Annotated in this window: 21 protein-coding genes and 2 pseudogenes; 9 read left to right on the forward strand and 14 right to left on the reverse strand. The window is 44.9% G+C overall.

Annotation, left to right across the window (positions count from 1 at the left end; translation table 11 throughout):
• The first annotated feature begins 164 nt into the window (after nucleotides 1-164).
• Together AB6D06_RS14615 and AB6D06_RS14620 are read left to right on the forward strand one after the other, a co-directional pair.
• Nucleotides 165-2,543 (forward strand): helicase-related protein, encoded by a 2,379-nt coding sequence (locus AB6D06_RS14615; protein ID WP_372110687.1) that lies wholly within the window; start codon nucleotides 165-167, stop codon nucleotides 2,541-2,543.
• A gap of 203 nt (nucleotides 2,544-2,746) precedes the next feature.
• Nucleotides 2,747-3,124, forward strand: a complete 378-nt coding sequence (locus AB6D06_RS14620; protein ID WP_017059766.1) for a hypothetical protein — start codon at nucleotides 2,747-2,749, stop codon at nucleotides 3,122-3,124.
• Nucleotides 3,125-3,306: 182 nt separating this feature from the next.
• Here AB6D06_RS14620 and AB6D06_RS14625 read toward each other — a convergent pair whose 3' ends face one another.
• The 7 genes and pseudogenes from AB6D06_RS14625 to AB6D06_RS14655 form a co-directional block, all read right to left on the reverse strand.
• Complete coding sequence (locus AB6D06_RS14625; RefSeq protein WP_372106127.1) at nucleotides 3,307-4,410, reverse strand: phosphoribosylaminoimidazolesuccinocarboxamide synthase; 1,104 nt, start codon at nucleotides 4,408-4,410, stop codon at nucleotides 3,307-3,309.
• Nucleotides 4,411-4,737: 327 nt separating this feature from the next.
• Entirely contained in the window at nucleotides 4,738-5,145 is a 408-nt protein-coding gene (locus AB6D06_RS14630) for a SulA-like leucine-rich domain-containing protein (protein WP_017055178.1), read from the reverse strand.
• A 357-nt stretch (nucleotides 5,146-5,502) separates the two neighbouring features.
• Nucleotides 5,503-5,691 carry a hypothetical protein gene (locus tag AB6D06_RS14635; protein ID WP_017059767.1) on the reverse strand — a complete coding sequence of 63 codons (189 nt, stop codon included), beginning with the start codon at nucleotides 5,689-5,691 and terminating at the stop codon, nucleotides 5,503-5,505.
• A 165-nt stretch (nucleotides 5,692-5,856) separates the two neighbouring features.
• Nucleotides 5,857-6,294 (reverse strand): annotated as a pseudogene (locus AB6D06_RS14640) (hypothetical protein); the annotation flags it as partial.
• Nucleotides 6,295-6,389: 95 nt separating this feature from the next.
• Nucleotides 6,390-6,957 (reverse strand): annotated as a pseudogene (locus AB6D06_RS14645) (tetratricopeptide repeat protein); the annotation flags it as partial.
• A gap of 118 nt (nucleotides 6,958-7,075) precedes the next feature.
• Nucleotides 7,076-7,765, reverse strand: a complete 690-nt coding sequence (locus tag AB6D06_RS14650; protein ID WP_017059769.1) for a DUF2786 domain-containing protein — start codon at nucleotides 7,763-7,765, stop codon at nucleotides 7,076-7,078.
• A 209-nt stretch (nucleotides 7,766-7,974) separates the two neighbouring features.
• Nucleotides 7,975-8,658 carry a DUF3334 family protein gene (locus AB6D06_RS14655; RefSeq protein WP_017059770.1) on the reverse strand — a complete coding sequence of 228 codons (684 nt, stop codon included), beginning with the start codon at nucleotides 8,656-8,658 and terminating at the stop codon, nucleotides 7,975-7,977.
• A gap of 222 nt (nucleotides 8,659-8,880) precedes the next feature.
• On the opposite strand from AB6D06_RS14655, the gene AB6D06_RS14660 reads away from it, so the two are divergent.
• Together AB6D06_RS14660 and AB6D06_RS14665 are read left to right on the forward strand one after the other, a co-directional pair.
• The gene (locus tag AB6D06_RS14660; RefSeq protein WP_065585192.1) at nucleotides 8,881-11,916 is read left to right on the forward strand and encodes an FAD-binding and (Fe-S)-binding domain-containing protein; all 3,036 of its coding nucleotides are present in this window, start codon (nucleotides 8,881-8,883) and stop codon (nucleotides 11,914-11,916) included.
• A gap of 66 nt (nucleotides 11,917-11,982) precedes the next feature.
• Nucleotides 11,983-12,444: an isoprenylcysteine carboxylmethyltransferase family protein gene (locus AB6D06_RS14665; RefSeq protein ID WP_017066183.1), complete on the forward strand. Its 462-nt coding sequence runs from the start codon at nucleotides 11,983-11,985 to the stop codon at nucleotides 12,442-12,444.
• A 91-nt stretch (nucleotides 12,445-12,535) separates the two neighbouring features.
• On the opposite strand, the gene AB6D06_RS14670 is transcribed toward AB6D06_RS14665, so the two are convergent.
• The 6 genes from AB6D06_RS14670 to hutC all read right to left on the reverse strand — a co-directional run bounded on the left by AB6D06_RS14670 (nucleotide 12,536) and on the right by hutC (nucleotide 19,906).
• The gene (locus AB6D06_RS14670) at nucleotides 12,536-13,261 is read right to left on the reverse strand and encodes a DUF3581 domain-containing protein (RefSeq protein WP_016792117.1); all 726 of its coding nucleotides are present in this window, start codon (nucleotides 13,259-13,261) and stop codon (nucleotides 12,536-12,538) included.
• Between the two features lie 226 nt (nucleotides 13,262-13,487).
• Nucleotides 13,488-15,020, reverse strand: a complete 1,533-nt coding sequence (hutH, locus tag AB6D06_RS14675; RefSeq protein WP_372110692.1) for a histidine ammonia-lyase — start codon at nucleotides 15,018-15,020, stop codon at nucleotides 13,488-13,490.
• 14 nt (nucleotides 15,021-15,034) lie between these two features.
• Nucleotides 15,035-16,729, reverse strand: a complete 1,695-nt coding sequence (hutU, locus tag AB6D06_RS14680; RefSeq protein ID WP_372110695.1) for a urocanate hydratase — start codon at nucleotides 16,727-16,729, stop codon at nucleotides 15,035-15,037.
• 84 nt (nucleotides 16,730-16,813) lie between these two features.
• Nucleotides 16,814-17,842, reverse strand: coding sequence for a formimidoylglutamase (hutG, locus tag AB6D06_RS14685; RefSeq protein ID WP_372101262.1), 1,029 nt, complete (start codon nucleotides 17,840-17,842; stop codon nucleotides 16,814-16,816).
• Nucleotides 17,829-19,079: an imidazolonepropionase gene (hutI, locus tag AB6D06_RS14690; RefSeq protein WP_372110698.1), complete on the reverse strand. Its 1,251-nt coding sequence runs from the start codon at nucleotides 19,077-19,079 to the stop codon at nucleotides 17,829-17,831. Before hutI ends, hutG begins: the two co-directional genes overlap by 14 nt.
• Nucleotides 19,080-19,192: 113 nt before the next feature.
• The gene (hutC, locus tag AB6D06_RS14695) at nucleotides 19,193-19,906 is read right to left on the reverse strand and encodes a histidine utilization repressor (RefSeq protein WP_372110701.1); all 714 of its coding nucleotides are present in this window, start codon (nucleotides 19,904-19,906) and stop codon (nucleotides 19,193-19,195) included.
• A gap of 181 nt (nucleotides 19,907-20,087) precedes the next feature.
• Here hutC and AB6D06_RS14700 point away from each other — a divergent pair, with 181 nt between their 5' ends.
• A complete protein-coding gene (locus AB6D06_RS14700; RefSeq protein ID WP_280590822.1) occupies nucleotides 20,088-20,831 on the forward strand; it encodes a sporulation protein in 744 nt (247 codons plus the stop codon).
• A 116-nt stretch (nucleotides 20,832-20,947) separates the two neighbouring features.
• On the opposite strand, the gene AB6D06_RS14705 is transcribed toward AB6D06_RS14700, so the two are convergent.
• Nucleotides 20,948-21,871 (reverse strand): DUF3187 family protein, encoded by a 924-nt coding sequence (locus AB6D06_RS14705; protein ID WP_372110704.1) that lies wholly within the window; start codon nucleotides 21,869-21,871, stop codon nucleotides 20,948-20,950.
• Nucleotides 21,872-22,333: 462 nt separating this feature from the next.
• Between AB6D06_RS14705 and thrS the strand changes: the two genes are divergently transcribed.
• The 4 genes from thrS to rplT all read left to right on the forward strand — a co-directional run bounded on the left by thrS (nucleotide 22,334) and on the right by rplT (nucleotide 25,511).
• A complete protein-coding gene (gene thrS, locus AB6D06_RS14710) occupies nucleotides 22,334-24,262 on the forward strand; it encodes a threonine--tRNA ligase (protein WP_017059786.1) in 1,929 nt (642 codons plus the stop codon).
• A 2-nt stretch (nucleotides 24,263-24,264) separates the two neighbouring features.
• Nucleotides 24,265-24,816: a translation initiation factor IF-3 gene (gene infC / locus AB6D06_RS14715; RefSeq protein WP_076654893.1), complete on the forward strand. Its 552-nt coding sequence runs from the start codon at nucleotides 24,265-24,267 to the stop codon at nucleotides 24,814-24,816.
• Between the two features lie 104 nt (nucleotides 24,817-24,920).
• Nucleotides 24,921-25,115: a 50S ribosomal protein L35 gene (rpmI, locus tag AB6D06_RS14720; protein WP_004738430.1), complete on the forward strand. Its 195-nt coding sequence runs from the start codon at nucleotides 24,921-24,923 to the stop codon at nucleotides 25,113-25,115.
• Between the two features lie 42 nt (nucleotides 25,116-25,157).
• Nucleotides 25,158-25,511: a 50S ribosomal protein L20 gene (gene rplT / locus AB6D06_RS14725; RefSeq protein ID WP_004733517.1), complete on the forward strand. Its 354-nt coding sequence runs from the start codon at nucleotides 25,158-25,160 to the stop codon at nucleotides 25,509-25,511.
• The last annotated feature ends 155 nt before the right edge of the window (nucleotides 25,512-25,666 follow it).

Here is a 25,666-nt window from a genome sequence, read left to right on the forward strand (position 1 = left end):
AAAGGGTAACTAAAAAATGATAACGGTTTAGTTATTCAATTGTAAATAGTTTCTCCGCGATCTGAGCAAACAAAATGATATTCTTACCTCTGTCCCACACTTATCGAATTTCAACACGATAATTCGTTATACTTTGCTCACACTTTTTCGCTACTCGCCATTTTATGTCATTACTTCCCATCGATGCTTATCAAAACGTATTCCACGAACAAATCGCTAATTCTCACCTTGTCGTAGAGGCGGAAACCGGATCAGGTAAATCAACGCGCCTGCCACTTTGGGCTTCTCAGCATGGACGAGTGCTGGTGGTGGAACCAAGACGTATCGCGTGTACGTCATTGGCTAAATACCTCGCACAGCAATCGGGTGAGAAGCTTGGTAGCAAGGTTGGCTATGCGATTAAGCTTGAGTCAGAGTATAACGAGCAAACTAACGTTGTTTTTGTGACGCCCGGTATCGCGCTGCGTTGGTTATCAGAAGACGGATTAGCCAGTTTTGATGTGATTGTGGTGGATGAGTTTCACGAGAGGCGCTGGGACATTGATCTGCTGGTGGCGATTCTGAAACAAAAAGAGAGCCATCGCTTGGTGATCACTTCAGCAACCATTGAAGGGGAGCGTCTTGCTGATTACTTGGATGCGAATCGAATTAGCTGCGAGGGGCGAACTTATCAAGTTGAGATTGAACACAGAGCGAATGAATCCAGAACACTGCCTGATAGTCGACATCTAGGGCAGCGCATCGTGGAAGAAGTTAATCATCAGTTGATCGCTTCTTCTGGCGATATGTTGGTTTTTCTACCGGGTAAAAAAGAGATCGTGCAATGCGAACAAGCCTTAGCGAAAAATCCAGATATCCAAGTTGTTAAATTGCATGCGTCGGTCAGTGATAAAGAGCGAGATTCAGCGTTATCGGGTCGGAATATCCATACTGAAGGTAATGGTTTGAGAAAGGTCATCCTTGCGACCAACGTTGCAGAAACCTCATTAACCATTCCTGACATTGGCGTGGTGATAGATTCAGGATTAGAGAGACGCACCGTTCAGCGTAATGGCAGAGCCACACTGATGCTTAAATCCATATCACGAGCGAGTGCCAAACAGCGAGCTGGCCGCGCGGGTAGGGTAATGGATGGCGTTTGCGTGCGTCTATATGGTGAACATGCGGCGTTAGAGTTAGTCACACCGCCTGAATTGCAGCGTGAAGAGCTGACTGAACCTATGTTGGCCGCAGCATGTTGTGGATCTCCGCTTGAGAGCTTGTCCTTCCTTGACCCTATTCCAGAGAAATCACTCAACAGTGCAACTCAAACCTTGCTGACGATGGAAGCGATTAACGCCGACCATCAAGTTACCGAGCATGGTAAAAAGCTGTATCCGTTGCCGATTGATGCTTTGTATGCCGATATCGTTACTCGAATCAAAACCAAAGCATTAAAAGAGGCGATGGTTGATCTCACTGCGGCGCTGTCCGTTCCTGCTCGCTTGTATCAGTTACCAAACAATGCAGAACATCTTGAAGCGCTCGCGCAACAAGAGAAGGAAGGGTGTGATTTAAGCCTGTTGATTCAGATTGTGCGCGGTCGAGAATATCCGCATTTAGACATCGACCAACAGGCTCTGAATGAAGCTCAAGGATTGGCGAAGCAAATGCGGGAGGTATTTGAACTTCCTCAGCTAGAAGTCGCGTCACGTTTCCAACGCATTGAATTGCTCAAGACCATTGTGAATCTGCATCCTGAACTGGTGTTTGTGCGCCGACTGAAAAGGAAAGAAGCCTTTGCCAATGGTGTTTTAGAAGTGGTGCTCGGTCGTCAGAACCGTTTCCCTGATAATGCACAAGCGATGTTGGTGTTGGATACTCACAGCTTGCCGGGAAGAGGCGTTAAGCAAACACTGACCTTAGCGACGGTCACGACACCCATTCCTCTTGAGCTTCTCATTGATGCTGAACTAGGAGAGTGGGAGCAAGGCGAAACCGTTGTGAATGATGATGGTGTTTTTACCGAGATGGCATTGGTGTACGCAGGCTGCACGATTACAACCAAACTCGTCGCCGCTGAAGGGCAACTATCGTTAAAACCTATCGTCGACCTTGTGTTAAATGGAGAGCAGCTTCCCGGTTTTGCAAAGGCTCGCACTCAAGAAATCAAACACTGGCAGTTGTATGTGAAACTTGGTCTCGATGAACAAACTAAATACACACCAGAAATTGAGAACATTAACTTTGAGCTATGGTTTATAGAGCAGCTTGAAGTACTAGGTGTTACTGATGTCAGCGAATTGGAAATGTTCGATCATGCAGACATACCGTTCGATGGCATTCCAACTTGGCTCTACTCAGAATTTTCGGAAAAATACCCGTTTGCATTGAGCCTTGCCGACTTGCAACTCGATGTTGAATACTTGCCCGCAAGAAAGCTGATTTACGTCCATTATCAGTCGGGTAGCCGAAAGTTATCGCCAAAACGTTGGGAGCTACCGACATGGTCTGGTTGGCGTATTCAGTTCAAAAAAGCGAGTCGAATAATTGATATCAAATAGATGGATAAGTTTTATCTCTAAAATATTAATCAAATAGATGCATATATGATTTTTCAGTGCTTATTTTGTTACAAGTTTGATTTTTATATTCCTTTTTAACCAATCAAAAGGTCATAAAAGACTATTCTTCTATATCCTATTGCTATAAAGAAAGAGTTGATAGATATTGAGTATATTGTGTTGCCAAAGTGTCGGGGGACATCATGGATAAACAGGAAGAGACGCGTGTAGAGTTCGATTACACAACATTTCTTGGCGCCTCATGCAGTAAAAAATGGACTTTTCTGGAAGCACTCACCACAATTGCGCCAGTGTTCAGTACCGTCTGGCGAGATAGCATTAAAGAGTTGGGCACCCCAGAGGATCGTTTATGGCAGATGGCATTGAAATCAATGTCGACGCGTAAAAGTGATGAGTCGAACATTGTTACCTTACTCAAGCTCGCTAAGCTGGAAGGGATCAATGAGCTCAAAGTGGTGATGCCATATTCACTTGAAGAAGAGCAGATCGAGTATATTGAATCGCGCAGTCATTTAGTGATTGCGGGTAATTCTGGAGAAGAGTTCACGATTAAGCTGTAACTTCAGCTCGCCTATAATCTCTCTCGAGGAATAGTAAAAACGTACACGTAAAAAGGGCCTCAAATATTGAGGCCCTTTTAGTATCTAAAACTTGAGTCTACGAGCTTATTAGCTTTCGAGCTTTTTATTTTGAGATTAAGCGATTAAGCGATTAAGCGATTAAGCAATTAGCAATTAAGCGACTAGTCGATTAGACCATAGTCAGCGCGCAGTACATCGATGATCTCTTGCTTAGGATTTTCGCTCAGTACGATCTCCGCACCTGTGATTTTCGCTGCGATATCAAGGTAAGTGCGAGACAGAGACATTAGAGAATCCAGTGGAAGTTCATTGTCACGAGCCAATGCTTCACGTTCTGGCATACGCTCTTTATTCAAAAGAATGTCGGCATCAGGGAAGTAGTTAAGCAAGAACTGACGGAAGCCTTCTTTTGAATTCTCAACGATGTTGCCGTTGTTATATTCCTGAGTATCCCAAATGCGAGATGAATCTGGAGTACCGACTTCGTCCATGTAGATAAGCTTTTCTTTGCCTTGAGCATCGTTGACGTAGCCAAACTCAAATTTGGTATCAACAAAGGTTTGGTCTACTTTTGCTAGCGCTTGGCTGATTACGTTGAAGCCTTCTTTAAGAAGTTTTTCGTAATGCGCGATGTCGCTTGCTTGAGTAAAGTTGAATGCTGCGAAGTTATCTTCGATGTTGTTGCGTGTGATGTTCACATCGTCAGCTTCTGGAACGCCAGGAATACCTTTCAGAATCCCTTTTGTTGAAGGCGTGATCAGTAGCTCAGGCAACTTCTTGTCTTTCTCAAGGCCTTCAGGCATCTCGATACCACAGAATTCACGTTCGCCGTTTGCGTATGCACGCCACATTGAACCAGTGATGTATTGACGACAAATCGCTTCGATCATGACTGGGCGAGCTTTTTGTACAATCCATACGAACGGGTGAGGGATATCAAGAATATGACTGTCAGCAAGTCCGTTGTCTTTAAACAATTTGAACCAGTGGTTAGAGATAGCATTCAGAGCCGCTCCCTTACCTGGAACACCTTTAAGATTCCCTTCACCACGCCAGATACAATCAAATGCAGAGATACGGTCACTGATCACCATGATAGCTAGAGGCGCATCGGGTGCTACGTCGTAGCCATTCTCTTTAATTAGTCGTTGGCTATCTTCTTCAGTTAACCAGTAGACTGAGCGAACCTTGCCACTGTGGACAGGTTTGTCAGTACGGATTGGTAGGTCATCATTTACGGCAAGAACTTGATCAGCAAGGCTCATTTAGACATTCCTATCTTTTATCAAACGTCATACAGAGAAGTGCGGTGTGCACATGATTAGACGGGCATTATACCCAATCTACTATTTGCTTCCAGAGAAAAAGCAAACGATTGCTAAATCTGTTGTTTAAATAAAAACCCCCGCCTAACAATCCGCTAAAAAATGGGCGAATTGTAGGGCAGGGGAAGGCAGTATGTTTGGACTGTGTTTTGGCGAATTGTTTCTTAAGTTAAATTAAGTTTGTTAGCTAAAAGATTAAGCTATGTTTGTGGACCATGTTTTTGAGCCAAAATGTTATTAAGCCAACATGTTATTAAGCAAGGTGGCTTAGTGAATACGCTCTGAATTTGCATCCATAAAGAAGACTTCACATTGAAAGCGTAACCCTAATGTTCTTAGGTACTGTTGGCTGAACTGATCAATCGATGCACTTGCAACAATCGCGCTCGCATTCTTAGAGCGGATTGCTTTCTCGACAGTCTCTACCTCAGTCATTTGATGAGAGGCTTTCATATGAATAACGCGGTCGCAGCAAACATTATGTTGCTTAAGCTGCTTAGCCGATGGTCTTGGTGTTTGAGCCGTAAACAGTAACCACTGATGTTGATTGGACAGCAACGCCATTCTTGCAAACAACGCTTCCTCGTTTGAATTTTTGCTTTTACGAGAAACTGATGTAAATGCGCAGTGAACTAGCGGGCTAGAGTGTTGTGCTTTAACGTGTGCTTGAATCATTTTGCTGTCCTTATATACATGCTGTATGTGTATACAGTAGTTTTAGTTGCTTATAAGATCAAGCGTTTTTTGCGGGATTATTGGACGATTTCGTCTGAGGTTATGGATGGTAAATGATTAAATCATTGAAAGTATTCGATAAATTAAATTTGAATGAATCTACTGTTTTGTATCATAAGTTGAATAAATGTGAGCTTTATACAGGTGTATACACTGGTTTTTGCAGAAAAGTACTGTATATACCTGTATAGAAGAGAGAACAAAGAAGAAAGAAGAAAGAAGAAAGAAGAAAGAAGATCTAAAACCACAGGCACAAAAAAAGCGCCTTAGGCGCTTTCTTATATTTCACGGTGTTGCTTATCTCAATGTCGCTTGGGAGAGTTTTGCTCTCATTTCCATTTCACCAATATTGAACTGGCGAACATCAATGGTTGCAATATCATTGCACTCGTTACATGCATGATGACACTTACCATCTAGGTAGTCGTGCTTTTTAACTAGGCTTGGCTTTTTGCACCAATCACAAACGCCTTCTATTGTGAACATATTCTCTCCTCACCTGTTTAAGTCAGGTGTATTTTCGGCGCAAATTATGACACAAGTAAGACCCATTAGTTAATAGTTTGTTACCCATTTTTGAGAGGGGGATCGATTGCAACACCAATAAAATCGATATCTTTGAGATCTAGGAAAATGAAGATGTGTGTTTGTTTACGGTTTTGTAACATTTTGTAAAATGGTTTTTAGCGCATTGTTCAAACGTTTCATTTCTTCGTCACATCCGTGACCATCTGGATGGTAGATCTTTGATAGCTGTTTGTATCGGATCTTGATGCTTTTCTGGTCGGGGATTGAGCTAGGTGTGTAGCCAAATAGCGCGCAGGCCACCTGCAAATTACTCAGACCTTTGCTGTTTTTCTGCTTCTTCAATTCGTGGAACATAGTGTTCAGCTGGCGTTTTTGCTGCTTAATCGTAAGGTCCTTCGAGCTAAGCTGCGCTTCAAGTGATTGTTGTTGCTGTCGCGAATCACCCGACTTTAGAGCTTGTCTTTTTCTTGAGATAACGAGCGTCGCAATAATGCTGATGATTGAAATCAACACGGCCAACGCAGCACCAATCATATAGTCAGAGCTAGTTAGGTTAGAACTGGAGAGGTTAGAACTGGAGAGGTTAGAGCGTGATGCTTGGTTAGATTGAACGTGCTTAGATACCCCCTGACTGGTGTCTATTTCAGAGTCGATGCTGTCATCGAGCTGTTCTATTGAAGAGATCTGTTTTGCACGTTGCTGGTTGAATTGTGCTTCCAAAATGCGGTTGTAGCCCTCTTCTGCTTGTGGATTATCTTTTAAGGCTGCTTCATACCATAGCTGCGCTTTATCTAATGGTTGAAGGAGGTCTTGTTCTAGCGAGGATTCGTAGAGTTTTGCTACCTCGATAGGTGCGCGCTGGTTACCTTGCAACGCCGCTTTAATAAACCATTCCAAAGCAAGCTTGTTACTTTGTTCAACACCTGTACCTGCCAAGTACCATTCACCCAGTCTAAATTGCGCGTTTGGGTTGCCGTTTTCTGCTGACTGCGTGTACCAATACAATGCATCACTGGTGCTAACAGGAACGTCGACACCCGATTCATAAGCTTGAGCCAATTGGTATTGAGAAACTGGATCTTGAGGTTGTGATTCTAGTGAAAATTCATCACTGCTTGCTGCGTGCACGAAATGTGTGGTGGACAACGGTATCGTGGAAAAGATGAGGGCTAGAAATAGAGCTCTAAGAAATGATGAGGGGGGAAAATTGGACACGATAAACAATGGGACCTCATAGTTAAGTCTAATACGATATGTGGTTGTCAATTAAGTCGTATCTTCTTCGGCGAGTGATACGACTAAAGTAATCACTATCAATACCCTAAGCCAATGTGCATCGGCTCTATGATTTAGTTATCTTTTTAGCTGCCTGGGTACCGCCAACTGGTCGATTAACAGACAATTTACGACCTTTCTTCAAACCAACTTCATAATCGGCGGTGAGGTTTTTCATCGCTTCTCTCAGTTGCTGCTTGAACGTTTCACGGTCGATATTTTTGAATTCTTTATCAATGTAGTTATTGATCTTGTTGTTTGATTCGTCGTCGGGAGTAATGGTTGGTAGCTTTTCAAGCGCACCTTCAACCCAGCCTGAAACAAACGAGTTCACGCGGCGTGTCACTTCTAAGGACCCTGTGCCAGAGCCAGCAAAGCTATTTCTGAATTGGCCGGTGTGTTCATTCAGTTCACGATAAATGATATCGAAAGCGAACGCTGCGAAGATCGCGCGGTCGGCTTCACCAATGAACTCAACACGCTTGAGGCCTTTATGATTCAGCAATACGGCTTCTACGCCAAATTTGGTGTTGATACCGCGAATAACACGCAGCAGTGTAGAACTGATATTTGCAGGTAACAGGTGACTGGACTGAGTTTTCCCCATCTTGATAAATTCAATATCGTCTTTTTCGAGACCATATTTCAGCATCAAGTTATGCGCCATTTTTATCGCATTGGCAGCTTCATTGACGTTCGCAGAATTTCCAAGCTCAAGACACTTGGCAATTTTCTTTAGGGCTTTTTTCTTATCCATCGACAATTTAATCAGTACCGCAAATTTTTAAAAGTCCAACATTTTACATGTTTTCGCGGGTAACAGAAAGGCAAAACTGGTTTGATGAACAAGGAAGGCGGTGAACATTGAACTGCATGAGCCCAGTTGGCGGTAAAAACAAAAACGCCATCAAGCGTATTGATGGCGTTAGTGACACGTTTTTTCAATATGTCTAGAGCATTCGTAAACTAGATACCCAGTTCATCGAGTAGATCTGCCGCAGAATCATTGCCAGAGCTTTGAGCTGGCTTGTTCGCTTCTTGCATTTTTTTCTGAGTCGCCTCAAGAATGCTATCTGGACATTCGTCTTCTGCGATTTCAAATTCTTCTAATTGAATGAACTCAGTCTTATCCATCGCAAGCTCAAGGTAGAAGATGTTGTTATTAGCGGTAGAGAAGGTCACACGACGAGCTTGTGGACGGTCGAGATTGGTATCAACAGAAAGGTTAACTTGCTTGTTCAGAGCCAGCATTTTCGGTTGGTTTTGTGTGATGTTGGTTTGCAGCTCTTTGCGGATTTTATTGGTGAAATCGCCAACTAATTGGTTCATCAACTCACCCAATACATCACCCACTTCGTCTGAAGTATGAAGCACAGCAAGCTCGTTTTCAGGCATGCCCATATTGCGCATGTAATTGGTGTAGATCTCTAGCGCTGCTTTGGACGTAAAATTAATAACAACGAGACCAGAAAAGCCGCCGTCAAACAGAACGAAGCAACCAAAATCTGGCTTTAGGCTTGTCTTGTTGATCTTTTGAACCATGGCTGAATAGGACACCTGAGAAGCCGTCGCTGAAGTCAGTACGCTTGAGACTGATTGGCATAGTTTAAGAAGGATATCTTCAGTTGTGACTGTTTTGTTTTTTTTCATTGTGATGTGCTCGTGGAGATGTCTTAAACAAAATGTTATTCAGTATATTGTTACTGAATTAAGACGAAAGTGACTATTTCTCCATTCTTGCACTGAGATTCTGATTTGATCACCTTTTTATATGATCTTAATAGTAGTAAAGTGACGAAATTCAAAGAAAATTATTATAAATCTCAGATAACCCAATGCTGATAGGATCAGCGAAGTAGGGGCAGGAAGCAAATGTTACCAAGACTTCAACTCAATGCTGATGTCGATCCAGTTGTCGTACGCTTTTTAGATGAACTAAAAACAGCGGGCTTTACTGGCGACATTGAATCTCAATATTCTAGCCGTTTGGCTGTGGCGACTGATAATAGTGTCTATCAGCAATTGCCGCAGGCGGTCATCCTTCCTAAAACAACGCAAGACGTTGTGCTTATCGGTAAAGTGGTTTCTAAATCCGCTTACGAACGCGTGACTTTTTCCCCTCGTGGCGGCGGTACCGGAACCAACGGACAATCTTTAACAAAAGGTGTCGTGGTTGACCTGTCGCGATACATGAATAAGGTTCTTGAGATTAACGAGAAAGAGGGCTGGGTAAGAGTTCAGTCTGGTGTCGTTAAAGATCAATTGAACGACGCTGTTCGCCCTTATGGTTACTTTTTCTCTCCAGACCTTTCTACCAGTAACCGAGCAACCTTGGGTGGCATGATCAATACCGATGCTTCGGGCCAAGGGTCATTGAAGTACGGCAAAACGTCTGACCATGTATTGTCGCTGCAAGCGGTGTTCGCAGATGGTTCATGTCTAGAATCTGATTTATCACACGGCTTACCTGTAGAGGGTGAATTCGCTCACCATGCACTTGTGGTGACAGAGGCGGTTTGTCGAGACAAACGCGCTCAAATCTTAGATAAATTCCCTCCGCTGAATCGCTTCTTAACAGGCTATGACCTAAAGAATGCAATCAACGAACAAGATGACAGCTTTGACCTAACTCGCGTTCTATGTGGCGCTGAAGGTTCTTTAGCATTCATCACGGAAGCAAAGTTAAACCTAACCAAGATTCCAAAAGCGCGCACACTGGTTAACGTGAAATACAACACGTTTGATTCTGCGCTGCGTAATGCGCCGTTCATGGTGGAAGCGAAAGCACTGTCTGTTGAAACGGTAGATTCAAGAGTATTGAACCTAGCGAAGCAAGACATCGTTTGGCACACCGTGAGCGATTTGCTGACTGATGTTCCGAACAAAGAGATGCTTGGCATCAACATGGTTGAGTTTGCAGGCCAAGATGAAGCGGAAGTTGAACAGCAAGTTCAAGCGCTGACTGCACGCCTTGAAACCATGGTTGAAAGCGAAGAAGCCGGCGTGATTGGTTTTCAAGTTTGTAGCGATTTGGCGAGCATTGGCCGAATCTACAACATGCGTAAGAAAGCAGTGGGTCTGTTAGGTGCGGCGAAAGGCCGAGCTAAGCCAGTCGCTTTTGCTGAAGATACTTGTGTACCACCAGAAAACCTCGCGGATTTCATCTCTGAATTTAGAGTGTTACTCGATTCAAAAGAGTTGAATTACGGCATGTTTGGTCACGTTGACGCGGGCGTATTACACGTTCGTCCAGCATTGGATCTGTGTGACCCGATGCAAGAAGCATTGATGCATGAAGTCTCTGATGAAGTGGTTAAGCTGGTGGCGAAATACGGCGGTTTAATGTGGGGCGAGCACGGTAAAGGTTTCCGTTCTGAGTATGGCCCAGACTTCTTTGGTGAAGAGCTGTTTACCGAATTAAGACGTATTAAAGCAGCATTCGACCCGCACAACAAGATGAACCCAGGCAAGATCTGTACGCCTTTAGAAAGTGACGCTGAATTGGTGAAAGTCACCGATACCAAGCGTGGTTTCTACGACCGTCAGATCGACGTACAAGTTCGTGACAGCTTCAAACAAGCAATGGAATGTAACGGTAACGGCTTGTGTTTCAACTACGATACTAGCTCGCCAATGTGTCCTTCAATGAAAGTTACGGCTGACCGACGTCACTCACCCAAAGGCCGCGCAGGCTTGGTAAGAGAGTGGTTGCGTCAACTGACTGAACAAGGCGTTGATATTCTCGACCTTGAGCAAGAAGCGTTGAAAGACAACACACCCGTTAAGACTATGATTGAGCGTGTTCGCAATACGATGAACAAACGCCATGAGTACGATTTCTCGCATGAAGTTCATGAGGCGATGAACGGTTGTTTGGCGTGTAAAGCGTGTGCGAGTCAATGTCCGATCAAAGTCGATGTACCAAGTTTCCGTTCTCGATTCTTGAACATCTACTACTCGCGTTACCAGCGCCCTGCAAAAGATTATCTAGTTGCCAACATTGAAACCATGCTGCCGCTGATGGCGAAAGCGCCAAAAGTAGTCAACGCTGCATTGGGTCAAAAGTGGATCCAAACGGCAACAGCTAAAACGGTCGGTTATGTTGATGCACCATTGATGTCGGTGCCTACGCTCAAAAATCGTCTAGCGAGTAAAGAGCTGCAACTCTTCGATTTACAGTATTTAGAAGGCTTGTCTTCTGAACAGAAGAAACAGCATGTGCTGATCGTTCAAGACCCGTTTACCAGCTTCTATGATGCCGAGGTGATTGAAGACTTCGTCACTCTGGCTCAAAAACTTGGCAAAACTCCGGTACTGCTGCCGTTCAAACCGAATGGTAAAGCGTTGCACATCAAGGGCTTCTTAAATCGTTTTGCACGTGAGGCGAAATCGACTTCGGATTTCTTGTCGATGGTGGCGGATATCGGAATTCCTTTGGTCGGTGTTGATCCTGCTCTTGTGCTTTGTTACCGCGATGAATACGTCGAGATCTTAGGTGACAAGCGCGGCGACTTTGATGTACTTACTGTGCATGAATGGTTAATGCCATCGCTAGGTGAGTTCGAAGCACGCTCAGCAAGTGAAGATATGTGGTACTTGTTTGCTCACTGTACTGAGAAAACCAAAATGCCGAACGCTGAAAAAGAGTGGGGTACTATCTTCAAACACTTTGGGGCGGCGTTAACCAGCGTTCCTGTCGGCTGTTGTGGTATGGCGGGAACTTTCGGCCACGAAGTCGATAAGCTACAAATGTCGAAAGACATATATGGTTTAAGCTGGAAGCCTCAAATGCAGGACTTACCAAAAGATCGTTGCTTGGTGACGGGCTATTCTTGCCGCAGCCAAGTGAAGCGTTTTGAAGGTGAGAAGCTTGCTCACCCATTACAGGCGCTAGCAAAAATTCTCTAATACATTTAGCCCAGCAATTGCTGGGCTTTTTTCTAAACTAACAAAGGAATGTTAATAAGGAAAAGTATGAAATTTCTAGAATTAAAAGTACCACCAGTTGCACTGTTCATTATTGTATTCGTAGCATCATACTTCTGCGCTCAACAGTTGAGCCAAGGGACACTGGCATTGCCTTATGGAATGATTGTGTTAGGAATCGGAGTCACATTGAGTGGTGTGATCGGAATATCCGGTATATTGGAATTTCGAAAACAGAAAACCACCGTTAACCCGATCAAAGTAGAAACCGCTTCAGCCGTCGTGGACAGTGGAATTTTTGGCTACACGCGAAACCCAATGTACTTAGGGTTGTTCATCCTGCTATTTTGCTTTGGCTACTTCTTCCAGAATATCTTCAGTGTACTACTTAGCTTTGGCTTCGTAATCTACATGAATTACTTCCAAATCAAACCCGAAGAGCGAGCACTAGAACAATTATTCGGCGCAGAATATGTTGATTACAAACAAAAGGTTAGACGCTGGATTTAGTGATGATTTGAGTGCTGGCTTAGTAATCGAAATAAAAAAGCCCAGCTTGAGATTATCAAGCTGGGCTTTATTGATCTTGTTCTAGAGCTGATTAAGCAGCGGCTGTGAACTGAGCTAGAAACATCTCTTTGCGTTCGTTGAAGCGGTTTACTAGGTCGTCTACAGAAGCTTGGTCGTATGGCTTAAGGCCACTTGCTACCATACGCTTTACGCCTTTACCGACAACTTCGCCGTCTTCTTTAAAGTCAAAGTTCAGTGTTACGATGCCACGCTTACCTTCAACGTCAAAAGTCGCACCAGAGAATTCAACTTCTGGATGAGACAGGTCTAGGCGAGTAAACTCAACTTCCATGCTCTCGTAGATCACAAGAGGACGCTGGCAGTTGATCATCATCTGTTGCTCTTCCATAAGAGGAACCATGATGTGTGGAAAGTTCATACCAGAGAACTTAACGTAGTTTGTTACTACGTGTTCGATGAATGCTTGATCGTGGCTCTTTTCACCTTCACAAGACATGTGCAGGTACTCTTTGCCTTTCTCGTCAACCAGTGAGCTTTCTTTCTCACATTTGTTGTCAACGCTTAGCGCAATACCGTTACCCACCATACCTGAAAAATCAAAACGCATTTTTTGGCTGATGCCTTCTTTTTGCAGAAGTACTGCAAACAAAAGATCGCCAGGCACGCAGAAGCGCTTGTTGTCTTCATCGTGAATTGGGTTGAAGTCAGCGGCTACTTTTTTAGCAAAGTGGCTAGCCTGTTCACGAGTGAATTGAAATTGATTGTCTTCAGTAGAAAAGTAAGGTGTCAGAAACATAGTATCGCTATTAGTCATCAAATCTGGGGTGGATTATAGCTAACTAACTTCGTTCTAATGGTCTATCCAGTTAACTTTGCTTATATATCAGTCGATTAGATAAATACGTCGGATGGTATGTGACGATTTGAAGGGAAATATGGCCTTTGGCTCAATGCAACAAGGGCTAATCGATAGCCCTTGTTTATATGACACTCTAATGGGTGTTGTTTAGAATGTTTTTGCTTTAAAAGCTACACAAAGTGCCCTCTGGCATTAGGTGATTATGAACGGACAATTTGAGCAATAAGTTCGCTTGTTCAATATCCGGTGCAAAATATCTGTCTTTGTCGTAGAAGCTGACTTTCTCACGCAAAATCTGTTTTGCTTCTTCCACACGAGGAGAAGATAGATTCGGAGTGCGGAAGTCTAGCCCTTGTGCTGCTGCTAAATATTCTACTGCCAATATCCCACGGGTGTTTTCAGCCATGTATCTAAGCCTACGAGCGGCAAAGGTGGCCATTGAGACGTGATCTTCTTGGTTTGCTGATGTAGGCAGGCTGTCTATTGACGCAGGATGAGCCAAGGTTTTGTTCTCACTAGCGAGTGCTGCAGACGTTACTTGAGCAATCATAAAGCCCGAGTTCACGCCGCCGTTATCGACCAAGAAAGGTGGAAGTTTGCTTAGCGCACTATCAATCAACAACGCCATTCTACGCTCTGACAAGCTACCGATTTCAGCTATCGCTAGTGCAAGGTTATCGGCTGCCATTGCGACAGGTTCTGCGTGGAAGTTACCGCCCGAAATGATGTCGCCATCGTCAGCGAAAACTAGCGGGTTGTCGGATACGGCATTTGCTTCAATGTTTAAGGTTTCTGCTGAATTACGAATTTGCTGTAAACAGGCACCCATCACTTGAGGCTGACAGCGCAACGAGTAAGGGTCTTGAACCTTTTCACAGCAAGTGTGTGATTCACCAATCTCACTCTTTTGATCAAGCATATGGCGATAAGCAAGCGCGGCATCCATTTGACCACGATGACCACGAACGCGATGAATTCGAGGGTCAAACGGACGACGACTACCCAGTGCAGCTTCTACAGACATCGCGCCACATACGGTTGCAGACGCAAACAAGTCTTCCGCTGCGAACAGACCTTCTAATGCAAAGGCAGTCGATGCTTGTGTGCCGTTTAACAGAGCTAAGCCTTCTTTCGGAGCAAGTGTGATTGGCTCCAAGCCAGCGATCTGCATTGCTTCTAAGCCAGTGATGATTTTGCCGTTGTGGCGCGCTTGGCCTTCACCTAGAAGTACCGTACTCATGTGGGCGAGGGGAGCAAGATCTCCTGAAGCACCCACAGATCCTTTTTGTGGAACACACGGATAAACCTGTGCGTTCACAAGATCGATAAGAGCATTGATGACCTTGAGTCGGATACCCGAGTAACCACGAGACAAGCTGTTAATCTTTAACACCATCATCAAGCGCACGGTTTCATCAGACATGAATTTACCAATGCCGGCCGCGTGAGAAAGCACGATACTTTTCTGTAGTACTTCTAAATCTTCAGGCGCAATTTTGGTATTTGCCAATAAGCCAAAACCCGTGTTGATGCCATACACAGTGCGGTCTTCAGCAATCACTTGTTCGACAACTTGCATGCTCGCTTCGATATCCGGGATTGCTGTAGGATCGAGTGATAAGTTCACAGGGCTACGGCTGATTTTTCGAAGTTCAGATAGGCCAAGAAGTCCTGGCTTAAGTAATAAGTTCAACATGTTCTCTCCAGACATTAAAGGCGACGAAGTTCTTCGTTTAGCATAGGTAAATCAAGCTTTTGCTCTTTGGCACATTGCTTGGCAATATCGTAACCTGCATCAGCATGACGCATAACGCCGGTTGCTGGGTCATTGTGAAGTACGCGAGCAATACGCTGTGATGCATCTTCACTGCCGTCACAACAAATCACCATGCCTGAGTGTTGCGAGAAGCCCATACCAACGCCACCACCGTGGTGCAAAGAAACCCAAGTTGCGCCGCCCGCTGTGTTCAGAAGGGCATTCAATAGAGGCCAATCTGATACGGCATCTGATCCATCCATCATGCCTTCTGTTTCGCGGTTCGGGCTTGCTACTGAACCTGAATCTAGGTGGTCACGACCGATAACAACTGGTGCTTTCAGTTCGCCATTTTGCACCATTTCATTGAATGCTTGGCCTAAGCGTTCACGATCTTTCAAGCCAACCCAACAAATACGCGCTGGCAGGCCTTGGAACTGAATGCGTTCACGCGCCATATCTAGCCAGTTATGTAGATGTGGGTTGTCTGGAATCAGTTCTTTTACTTTTTGGTCTGTTTTGTAGATGTCTTCTGGGTCACCAGATAGTGCCGCCCAACGGAAAGGACCAATACCTTCGCAGAATAAAGGTCGAATATAAGCCGGAACGAAACCCGGGAAATCAAACGCGTTTTCTACGCCTTCTTCCAGTGCCATTTGGCGAATGTTATTACCGTAATCCACGGTCGCTGCGCCGCGGTATTGCAGGTCTAGCATCGCTTGTACTTGAATCGCCATTGATTGCTTAGCGGCTTTCACCACTTTTGCTTCATCAATGGTGCGCTCTTGTGCGGCTTTCTCCATCGTCCAACCTTGCGGCAAGTAGCCGTTAAGAGGATCGTGGGCAGAGGTTTGGTCAGTCACCACATCAGGTGTGATATTGCGTTCAACTAACTCTGGGAAGACGTCTGCGGCGTTACCTAATAAGCCAACAGAGATTGGCGTGTCTGACTCTTTAATCATTGCCATCGCTTCATCTAAGCTGGTGGCTTTTTTGTCTACATAGCCAGTACGCAAGCGGTAGTCGATTCGTGATTCATCACACTCCACTGCGATCATTGAGAAGCCAGCCATCGTTGCAGCAAGAGGTTGAGCGCCGCCCATTCCACCAAGACCGCCCGTTAGAACCCACTTGCCGTTTGCTTCACCTTGGAAGTGCTTCTTCGCGATAGCGACAAAGGTTTCGTAAGTACCTTGAACGATGCCTTGTGAACCAATGTAGATCCAGCTGCCCGCGGTCATTTGGCCGTACATCATCAAGCCTTCTTTATCGAGCTCGTTGAAGTGTTCCCAGTTCGCCCAGTGTGGAACAAGGTTCGAGTTAGCGATCAGTACGCGAGGTGCGTTTTTATGAGTCGGGAACACGCCCACAGGTTTACCGGATTGAACAAGTAACGTTTGGTCGTCCTCTAAACGCTCTAATACTTCAACAATTTTGTCATAACATTTCCAATCACGTGCCGCGCGACCAATACCGCCATACACAACCAGTGCATGTGGGTGTTCTGCCACATCAGGGTCTAGGTTGTTCATCAGCATACGCAGTGGTGCTTCTGTTAACCAAGATTTAGCGCGCAAAGTGGTGCCGTGAGGTGCGCGAATTTCGCGAGTCGTGTCGAGACGAGGGTCACTGTTGTGGTGTTCCGTCATTTTGGAATTCCTTCTGTTTCACGTTATATCGTTGTAGTTGTAGTTGTAGTTGTAGTTGTAGTTGTAGTTATCGGTATAGCTGGATTAGTCGCTGGCCATTGCACTGGCAATATCCCAACATAAACGAGCCGCTAATCGAGCCGTTTGGCCATCGACGTCGTAGTCTGGGTTGTATTCCGCTATGTCCGCGATAATGAGTTTTTCACTGTGTTGGAAAATCTGTTCTAGAAAAGGAGCAAGCGCTTCATAGCTCACGCCTCTTGCCGCTGGTGCACTTACGCCCGGCGCAGTAGCTGCGGGGAAAACATCGAGATCAATGGTGAGATAGAGATAATCACACTCAACGATGAATTTTTGTAACTTGATCAGTTGAGCGACTTGATTCACTTGGGTCATGTTGCGGTCGTGTTCATACCACACGCCCAGTTGGTCAGCTTTGTTAAACAGCGCTTTGGTATTGCTGGCGGCACTCACACCAAGACAAGCGTAATGAAACGGCCATTGATGTGCGTGGCAGTAATCACTGATCTGGTTAAAAGGCGTGCCGGAGCTCGGTTTAACATCGGTGATGTCGCTTTCAAATTCACGAAGATCAAAGTGAGCATCAAAATTAACGATGCCGATCTTAGGATTGTGTTCTGATTGAATTTTATTTAGGTGCTCAGCGAGACCTTGGAACGTTGCCCAAGCCACCTCGTGACCACCGCCAAGGGTAATCACTTTGTTGGTTGCTAAGGCATTGGCAATCACAGAAGCACACTGTTTTTGGCTGACTTCTAATTGACCATCATTGCACTCGATATCACCAAGATCGGCGATGTGTGCGTCACTGTGCCAAGCCATATTCGCCAACGCTTGGCGTATCAAGTTAGGTGCTTGTTTCGCGCCCACGCGTCCTTTATTTCTTGCAACACCGGCATCGCTGGCAAAGCCTACCAAGGCGATATCACCGTCAGTCAGCTTGTCACTTAACTCACTACTTTGCACTTGCTTGGTAATGTGATGAACGCGAGTACCGAGTGCGCTATCTTCAAGATCATTACGTCCGGTCCACACAAAGTTATGCACGGTTGTTGCGTTCTCTTGGATACCGTTGGATTTAGATTGAGTCATGACACACCTCGCCATTAACAATGCGTTTATGCAGGTGAGGAACACCGACTTGATAGCTTAGATCTGCAGGGTGGTCGATGTTCCAGATAGCCAAATCTGCGGCATAACCGATTTCGACTTTGCCTTTGGTTTGTGACTTACCAATGGCAGCCGCCGCGTTACAAGTTACACCGCGTAGCGCTTCTTCAGGCGTCGTACCAAACAGGGTGCAGCTCATGTTCATCATCAGCGTTAAGTCTGCAAAGGGAGATGTGCCGGGGTTTAGGTCGGTCGCGATCGCCATTGGGATTTTGTGTTCACGAAGTAAAGCAATAGGTGGCTGTTGAGTCTCTTTCAGGAAGTAGAAAGCACCGGGTAGCAAGGTGGCAACTGTGCCTGATTCTGCCAGTGCTTTTACTCCGGTTTCATCAAGGTATTCAACATGGTCAACAGAGAGTGCGCCGTATTTAGCTGCAAGCGCGCTGCCACCCATATTCGAAAGTTGTTCAGTGTGGCCTTTAATCGCGAGGCCATGTGCTTTGGCTGCTGCAAATACACGTTCGGTTTGTTCTAGGTTGAAGCCGATAGATTCGCAAAACACGTCAACTGCATCGGCGAGCCCTTGCTTTGCAGCTTTAGGAATGATCTCTTGGCAAACCAGATCGATATAGCTGTCCGGTTGCTCTTTGTATTCGGGTGGCACAGCATGCGCTGCAAGGAGAGTAGTGGTGATCTTAATTCGGCGATGATTCTCTAAAGCTTTGGCTGCGCGTAACATTTTGAGTTCATCATCAAGTGTTAAACCATAGCCAGATTTTACTTCGATGCTGGTTACGCCACTTCTTAGCAGGCCATCGAGTCTAGGCAAAGCCATTTCAACCAGTTCGGATTCTTGCGCTGCGCGGGTCGCGGTTACTGTCGCCAGAATGCCGCCGCCTTGTTTGGCGATGTCGGTGTAAGACACACCATTCAAACGCTGCTCAAACTCGTTGGCACGATTACCTGCAAATACGAGATGAGTGTGGCAATCAATTAACCCAGGGGTGACGAGTTTGTTCTTGCAGTCATAGGTGATGTAATCCGCAGAGCTATCTGTGCTCAGTTGTTCTAATTCAGAAGCAAGGGCCTCGTGGTTTGAACGAGAGATGGATACGATCTTACCGTTTTCGATAACGATATTTTGAGGGGAAGAGGGCTGATAACCATCGGCTCCCGAACTCATGGAGACCACTCGTGCGTTTTTGAGGATCAAATTCATAATCACCTAGATCTTTGCTAAACATTAAATGTATATACAAATAAATAGGCTAAACGCTGACCCGAATCAAGTTGATGTTGCAAAAATGTGATCGGCGATCAGGATGATATTCTTTAATCTAGAAGTATCTTGGAGCTTAATTTGTACTTAGAGCCAGGATGGTAGAGCAATGCAAAGCTGATGAGCCGTTCTTTGCTCCATGTTCTTCTATTCAAAAGAAGGCAAGGCTCTGATTCAGAAAGCTTTAGTGACGTTCTGATTTGAGAGTCAGGAATAATAGCTTCAACCGTGTGCTCGATAGCACTCAACGGGCAGCTTTTTGAAAGGTATTCATTGGGTGTCGAGGTTGAAAAGTCTTGCTCTAGGTATTTTGGAGCGGCTTGAGAGTTCACCCAGCGCGCTTCCAATTGAATCGGTGTGTTGTCAGCAAAATGAATGATTTCACTATAAAATACTTCTGCGTTAATCATCACACCTAACCGTGTGGCGGTGCTTTCATCAGCCTTGATGTTATCGTGTTTGATAACTTGACTAGCATACGTTTGGCCACGGTCTTTGATCTCTTGCGCGATGTTGTTGATATCAAGCAGCGGAGATTGCGCCTTTTCGTCGGGTTCACAAACAAAAGTACCTAGCCTTGGCTTCCTGATGAGTTTGCCTTCAGACACAAGATCTCGAATGGCTTTATTGACCGTCATTCGACTCACATTGAACTGCTCTGTGAGTTCGAGTTCTGTGGTTATCTGGTAACCCACTGGCCAGTGACCACTGTTGATATTATCGTCTATGAACTGTTTTATCTGAAGGTAGAGCGGCGCTTTCGACATAATGAAACCTTATTTGACTATACAAATAGAGTAACGGAATTTTTCACGATTTCAACATTTCCTCGGGCAATGTGACCTTATTCAACATAGATGGGGCAAATTGCTTGATTCTGTGAGGCAAGTGTCGCAAATTGTCACGTAATAACTATTCGTAAATCAGATGATTAGAAAGGGAAATAATATGTTTAAGAAATTAAAGGCCTCGTTGGGCATCGGTGCAGCAAAGGTTGATACTGTCTTAGATAATATTGAAGTTTTCCAAGGTGGAGAGTTGTCTGGCAATGTTCACATTGTTGGTGGCGACGTTGAGCAACAAATCGACTTGATTAACTTGGTTCTCAACACAGAAGTAAAAGTAGAAACGGAAGACAGTACCAGCTACGAAACCTTTTCACTGGGTCGTATTCAAGCGGTAGAGCCTTTCGTTATCCAACCGGGCGAAACCAAACTGGTTCCATTCCGACTTAAGTTAAATGATGAAACGCCAGTCACCGCGTTGAACGCACAAATGAACCAATGCCATGTGTGGGTTGAAACCAACCTAGATATAGGCTTCGCGATTGACCCTAAAGACCGTGACTTTATCTCCGTACACCCACTGCCAACAGTTGCTAAAATCATCCAAGGCGTGGAAGCATCCGGTATGGCAATGGTGAAAGCTGACGTAGAGAAGGGCTTCTTAAAAGGCAACAACTTTGCTTCTCGTTCGGGTTGTTACCAAGAGATTGAATTTCGCAGCGGCGGTTTCATGAATAATAAAGAGATCGAGCTGTCATTCATCGTTGAAGGCTCAATGGTTCACTGCCTAGCAGAAATCGATCGCTCAATGAGCTTCCGTGGCGATCAATACATCTCATTCAGCTTGCCTGCGAACGCTGCCGATTCAGACATTCGTAACGCAGTCTCAAGAATCATGAATGCGTAGTTGCTCTCTCTGTTAGTCGTTACTCTTTCTATTAATAGAGACAAGACAGTACGATTTCTAAAGCCGAACTTATCCGTTCGGCTTTTTTAATTCTACTATCTCGACCATAAATGGACTTACCACTGATGACGATAGGCCAGCTGGAAGGCAACATCGGTGGAGTTGTCCATGTTGAAGATGTTTTCGATAATGGATATCTCGACTGCTGAGCGTTGCATTAGATACCTATATCCAAACATCATTTCATTCGCGGCCTCTGAAAACTCAGTTTCACCGTCTTCTGCGCCTTCATACCATCTATATTCAAGGTGTAACTCATGATTTTCAAATAGTGTGAGTTGATAGCCGCCCATCCATGACCATGTTGTTTTCTTATGTGCAAAGCCATTCTCTACATCTCGATTTGACTGATTGGCGAGCCCTAAGCTTGTGTAAAAGGTATTGATATCGAGTTGGTAGGCATAGTTGAATTGAGCGCTTTGCTCGGAGCTACTTCCTTCAAAGGCACCGTGGCTGACATTGTTGTGATAAAGGGATACACCAAAGGATAAACCGTGGTTTTCAAGGTCTATGATTTGGTATTGAGTGTAGAGGGTGAAAGCACTAGTCAGCGTATCGCCGGAGAAGTCTCTAATATTGATATCGTGGTCTGGTGCGTGAATATCAAATTGATGCCGTTCTTTACGATCGCGTCCTGCTTGGTCGATGTCGAATAGGTCATGAAAGTTGATGGTGATTTTGTCTAGGTTATTGTTGGCGGCGTAAAGGTAGCGGTAATTGAATTCTACTTGCCACGTTTTAGTTAATTGCCATCGCAAACCAGTGTGAAGCTGATTCTGATAATAGTCTAAGTGGTAGTCGTGGGAATTGGCCCAGATACTCGCGGCAGTTAAGGCGGTAAATATTTCAACTTTATTCTCTTTGAGGGGGAAGCCAGAGCGAAGTGCCGGAGTGAGACGAACAGACTGCAATGGTGCTTGGGTATAACTGATTAAGGGGCCGTAATCTTTGTTGGCCCATGCGTTTGGCGCAGAAAACATGGCGGCTATTACTAGCGGTAAAGGTCGTATGAGCGATATACAAGTAGCCCGTTTCTCCATATGTACCTCATCTGCATTCCGTTGCTTCTATATAGCTTAGTTCTAAATAACTAGTTTGTAAGAGATAAGTTGAATGAGCGAACTCGGAACAGGTAGGGTGCAGTTGTTAAGTTGATACAGCTGGGTAATTAAGAGGATTAGAAGAGCAGGTAAATCATCACAAGTATGGTTTACCTTACCAAACGAAGCCGTTGGATAGCTTGCAAATCCGCTCTGTCATTGTCATTTCATATAATTTCGTTACAATGTTTGGCTACTCACAGATGTGGCATCTGTATTTGCTTCTATGTGGGTATATTTATTATGCATATATCCCCAATCAGCGTACTCGTTGATTGAAAGACATATATTAAACATTTTCATGTGTTGCTTGGTGTGCAACACCACTGTAAAGGACAAATAATGCCAATTATTACTCTTCCTGACGGTAGTCAGCGTCAATTTGACAACCCTGTATCAACTCTAGATGTTGCCCTATCAATCGGTCCTGGTCTTGCGAAAGCTACCATTGCTGGTCGTGTAGACGGCGAGCGTGTTGATGCTTGTGATCTTATCGAAAACGATGCAAGCCTAGAAATCATCACAGCTAAAGATGAAGTTGATGGCCTTGAAATCGTTCGTCACTCTTGTGCTCACCTTTTAGGCCACGCGGTTAAGCAGCTTTTTCCAGAAGCGAAAATGGCGATCGGTCCTACTATTGATAACGGTTTCTACTACGATATCGATCTTGAGCACTCTCTAACGCAAGACGATCTAGAAAAGATCGAAAAGCGCATGAAAGAGCTAGCGAAGACCAAATACCAGGTTGTTAAGAAGAAAGTTAGCTGGCAGGAAGCGCGCGACGCATTCGAAGCTCGCGGCGAGACTTACAAGATTGAAATCTTGGACGAGAACGTTTCTAAAGACGATCGTCCAGGCCTGTACCATCACGAAGAATACATCGATATGTGTCGTGGTCCACACGTGCCTAACATGAGCTTCTGCCAGCACTTCACTCTACTTAACGTAGCGGGTGCATACTGGCGTGGTAACAGTGACAACAAGATGCTTCAACGTATCTACGGCACTGCATTCCACGACAAGAAGGCACTTAAAGCTCACCTTGTGCGCCTAGAAGAAGCGGCTAAACGTGACCACCGTAAAATCGGTAAAGCGCTTGACCTATTCCACATGCAGCAAGAAGCACCAGGCATGGTGTTCTGGCACCACAACGGTTGGACTATCTTCCGTGAGCTAGAAGTATTTATTCGTCAAAAACTGACTGAGTACGATTACCAAGAAGTTAAAGGCCCATTAATGATGGACCGTGTTCTTTGGGAACGCTCTGGTCACTGGGATAAGTACGCTGAAGCGATGTTCACTACTTCTTCAGAGAACCGTGAATACGCTATCAAGCCAATGAACTGTCCTGGTCACGTTCAAATCTTCAACCAAGGTTTGAAATCTTACCGTGATCTACCGCTACGTATGGCTGAGTTCGGCTCATGTCACCGTAACGAGCCGTCTGGCGCACTTCACGGCATTATGCGTGTTCGTGGCTTCACTCAAGATGATGCTCACGTATTCTGTACTGAAGACCAAGTTCAACAAGAAGTTAAAGCTTGTATTGAAATGGTTTACGATACTTACACAACTTTCGGCTTCGAAAGCATCGTTGTTAAGCTATCTACTCGTCCAGAACAGCGTGTAGGTTCAGACGAAATGTGGGACCGTGCAGAGGCTGACCTTAAGCAAGCGCTAGAGGCAATGGACATTGCATACGAGATTCAAGAAGGCGAGGGTGCGTTCTACGGACCTAAGATTGAATTTACTTTGCATGATTGTTTGGACCGCGCTTGGCAATGTGGTACAGTGCAGCTCGATTTTGCATTACCAGAACGTTTAGGTGCTACTTACGTAGGTGAAGATAACGAGCGTCACACGCCAGTTATGATCCACCGCGCGATTTTAGGTTCACTAGAACGCTTCATTGGTATTCTTATTGAAGAATACGCTGGCTTCTTCCCAACGTGGTTGGCGCCAGAACAAGCAGTTGTAATGGGCATTACAGACAAACAGTCTGAATATGTACAAGAAATTACGAAAAAACTGCAAAAAAGTGGATTTAGAGTCAAAGCAGACTTGAGAAATGAGAAGATTGGCTTTAAAATCCGCGAACATACTTTGAAACGTGTACCGTTCATGCTTGTGTGTGGTGACCAAGAAATGGAAGCCGGCGAAATTGCAGTACGTACACGTAAAGGTAAGGACCTTGGCAAATTTAAAGTGGATGACTTTATTTCATACATCCAAGCCGAGGTTTCAAGCCGTAAGCTCAATCTGGAGGAATAGCTATTAAAGGCGGAAGACGTGGCCAACAACCGGCCAAACAAAACCAGCACCGTTTAAACGGTGACATTCGTGGCGTTCGTGAAGTGCGTCTAACTGGCGCAGACGGCGAAGCTGTTGGTGTAGTATCAATCGCTGAAGCGATGGAAGCTGCAAATGAAGCTGGTATGGATCTTGTAGAGATCAGCCCTAACGCCGAGCCGCCAGTTTGTCGTGTGATGGACTACGGTAAGTTCCTCTTCGAGAAGAGCAAAGCTGCGAAAGAGCAGAAGAAGAAGCAAAAGCAGGTTCAGATCAAGGAAATTAAATTCCGACCTGGAACTGATATTGGAGACTATCAGGTAAAACTACGCAACCTGACTGGTTTCCTAGAAGACGGCAACAAAGTGAAGGTAACAATTCGCTTCCGTGGCCGCGAAATGGCTCACCAAGAAATCGGTGTTGACGTTCTTAATCGTTTGAAAGCGGATACTGAAGAATTTGCAGTAGTCGAATCTTTCCCAACGAGAATTGAAGGTCGCCAGATGATCATGGTGTTGGCCCCTAAAAAGAAGTAATTAACGGCTTTGCAAGTAATTGAACCCTGCAGCCTCAGGTTGCGGGGTTTTATTCGCCCTAATTACTATGTTATTAACAACTCAACAATGCGGAGTTATTCATCATGCCTAAGATGAAAACCAACAAAGGTGCTGCTAAGCGTTTCCAGAAAACTGCTGGTGGTATTAAGTTTAAGCACGCTGGTAAACGTCACATCCTGACTAAGCGTACTACTAAGAACAAGCGTCAGCTACGTCCGAACTCGATCCTTCCTAAATGTGAAGTTGCTCAAGTTCTACGTATGATGCCATACGCTTAATTCTTTTTAGTTTATAAATTCGTTTAGTTTAGGAGAAGCATAATGCCTCGCGTAAAACGTGGTGTACAAGCTCGTGCACGTCATAAGAAAGTTCTAAAACAAGCTAAAGGTTACTACGGAGCACGTTCACGTGTTTACCGCGTAGCTTTCCAAGCAGTTACCAAAGCTGGTCAATACGCTTACCGTGACCGTCGCAACAAGAAACGTCAATTCCGTCAACTTTGGATTGCACGTATCAACGCGGCATCTCGTCAAAATGGTCTATCTTACAGCCGTTTCATCAATGGCCTAAAGAAAGCATCTATCGAGATCGACCGTAAGATTCTTGCTGACATCGCAGTATTCGACAAAGCAGCATTTGCTGTTCTAGTTGAAAAAGCGAAAGCATCTCTATAATTTAGAGTTAGCTTAAAGGTTTAAGAAAAGGAGAACTTCGGTTCTCCTTTTTTATTGCCTGTAATTTGGCTTTGCCATACTCTCTCGCATCTCGCATCTCGCATCTCGCATCTCGCATCTCGCATCTCGCATCTCGCATCCCGCACCTAATTTTT

Source organism: Vibrio sp. 10N.239.311.G01 (assembly GCF_041465805.1).
Classification (GTDB): Bacteria; Pseudomonadota; Gammaproteobacteria; order Enterobacterales; family Vibrionaceae; genus Vibrio; species Vibrio crassostreae_C.

Excerpts from the sequence above, each read along its gene's own strand:
- AB6D06_RS14615 (WP_372110687.1), top strand. The coding sequence starts at position 165 with ATGTCATTACTTCCCATCGATGCTTATCAAAACGTATTCCACGAACAA.
- AB6D06_RS14620 (WP_017059766.1), top strand. The coding sequence starts at position 2,747 with ATGGATAAACAGGAAGAGACGCGTGTAGAGTTCGATTACACAACATTT.
- AB6D06_RS14625 (WP_372106127.1), bottom strand. The coding sequence starts at position 4,410 with ATGAGCCTTGCTGATCAAGTTCTTGCCGTAAATGATGACCTACCAATC.
- AB6D06_RS14630 (WP_017055178.1), bottom strand. The coding sequence starts at position 5,145 with ATGATTCAAGCACACGTTAAAGCACAACACTCTAGCCCGCTAGTTCAC.
- AB6D06_RS14635 (WP_017059767.1), bottom strand. The coding sequence starts at position 5,691 with ATGTTCACAATAGAAGGCGTTTGTGATTGGTGCAAAAAGCCAAGCCTA.
- AB6D06_RS14650 (WP_017059769.1), bottom strand. The coding sequence starts at position 7,765 with ATGGATAAGAAAAAAGCCCTAAAGAAAATTGCCAAGTGTCTTGAGCTT.
- AB6D06_RS14655 (WP_017059770.1), bottom strand. The coding sequence starts at position 8,658 with ATGAAAAAAAACAAAACAGTCACAACTGAAGATATCCTTCTTAAACTA.
- AB6D06_RS14660 (WP_065585192.1), top strand. The coding sequence starts at position 8,881 with ATGTTACCAAGACTTCAACTCAATGCTGATGTCGATCCAGTTGTCGTA.
- AB6D06_RS14665 (WP_017066183.1), top strand. The coding sequence starts at position 11,983 with ATGAAATTTCTAGAATTAAAAGTACCACCAGTTGCACTGTTCATTATT.
- AB6D06_RS14670 (WP_016792117.1), bottom strand. The coding sequence starts at position 13,261 with ATGTTTCTGACACCTTACTTTTCTACTGAAGACAATCAATTTCAATTC.
- hutH (WP_372110692.1), bottom strand. The coding sequence starts at position 15,020 with ATGTTGAACTTATTACTTAAGCCAGGACTTCTTGGCCTATCTGAACTT.
- hutU (WP_372110695.1), bottom strand. The coding sequence starts at position 16,729 with ATGACGGAACACCACAACAGTGACCCTCGTCTCGACACGACTCGCGAA.
- hutG (WP_372101262.1), bottom strand. The coding sequence starts at position 17,842 with ATGACTCAATCTAAATCCAACGGTATCCAAGAGAACGCAACAACCGTG.
- hutI (WP_372110698.1), bottom strand. The coding sequence starts at position 19,079 with ATGAATTTGATCCTCAAAAACGCACGAGTGGTCTCCATGAGTTCGGGA.
- hutC (WP_372110701.1), bottom strand. The coding sequence starts at position 19,906 with ATGTCGAAAGCGCCGCTCTACCTTCAGATAAAACAGTTCATAGACGAT.
- AB6D06_RS14700 (WP_280590822.1), top strand. The coding sequence starts at position 20,088 with ATGTTTAAGAAATTAAAGGCCTCGTTGGGCATCGGTGCAGCAAAGGTT.
- AB6D06_RS14705 (WP_372110704.1), bottom strand. The coding sequence starts at position 21,871 with ATGTTTTCTGCGCCAAACGCATGGGCCAACAAAGATTACGGCCCCTTA.
- thrS (WP_017059786.1), top strand. The coding sequence starts at position 22,334 with ATGCCAATTATTACTCTTCCTGACGGTAGTCAGCGTCAATTTGACAAC.
- rpmI (WP_004738430.1), top strand. The coding sequence starts at position 24,921 with ATGCCTAAGATGAAAACCAACAAAGGTGCTGCTAAGCGTTTCCAGAAA.
- rplT (WP_004733517.1), top strand. The coding sequence starts at position 25,158 with ATGCCTCGCGTAAAACGTGGTGTACAAGCTCGTGCACGTCATAAGAAA.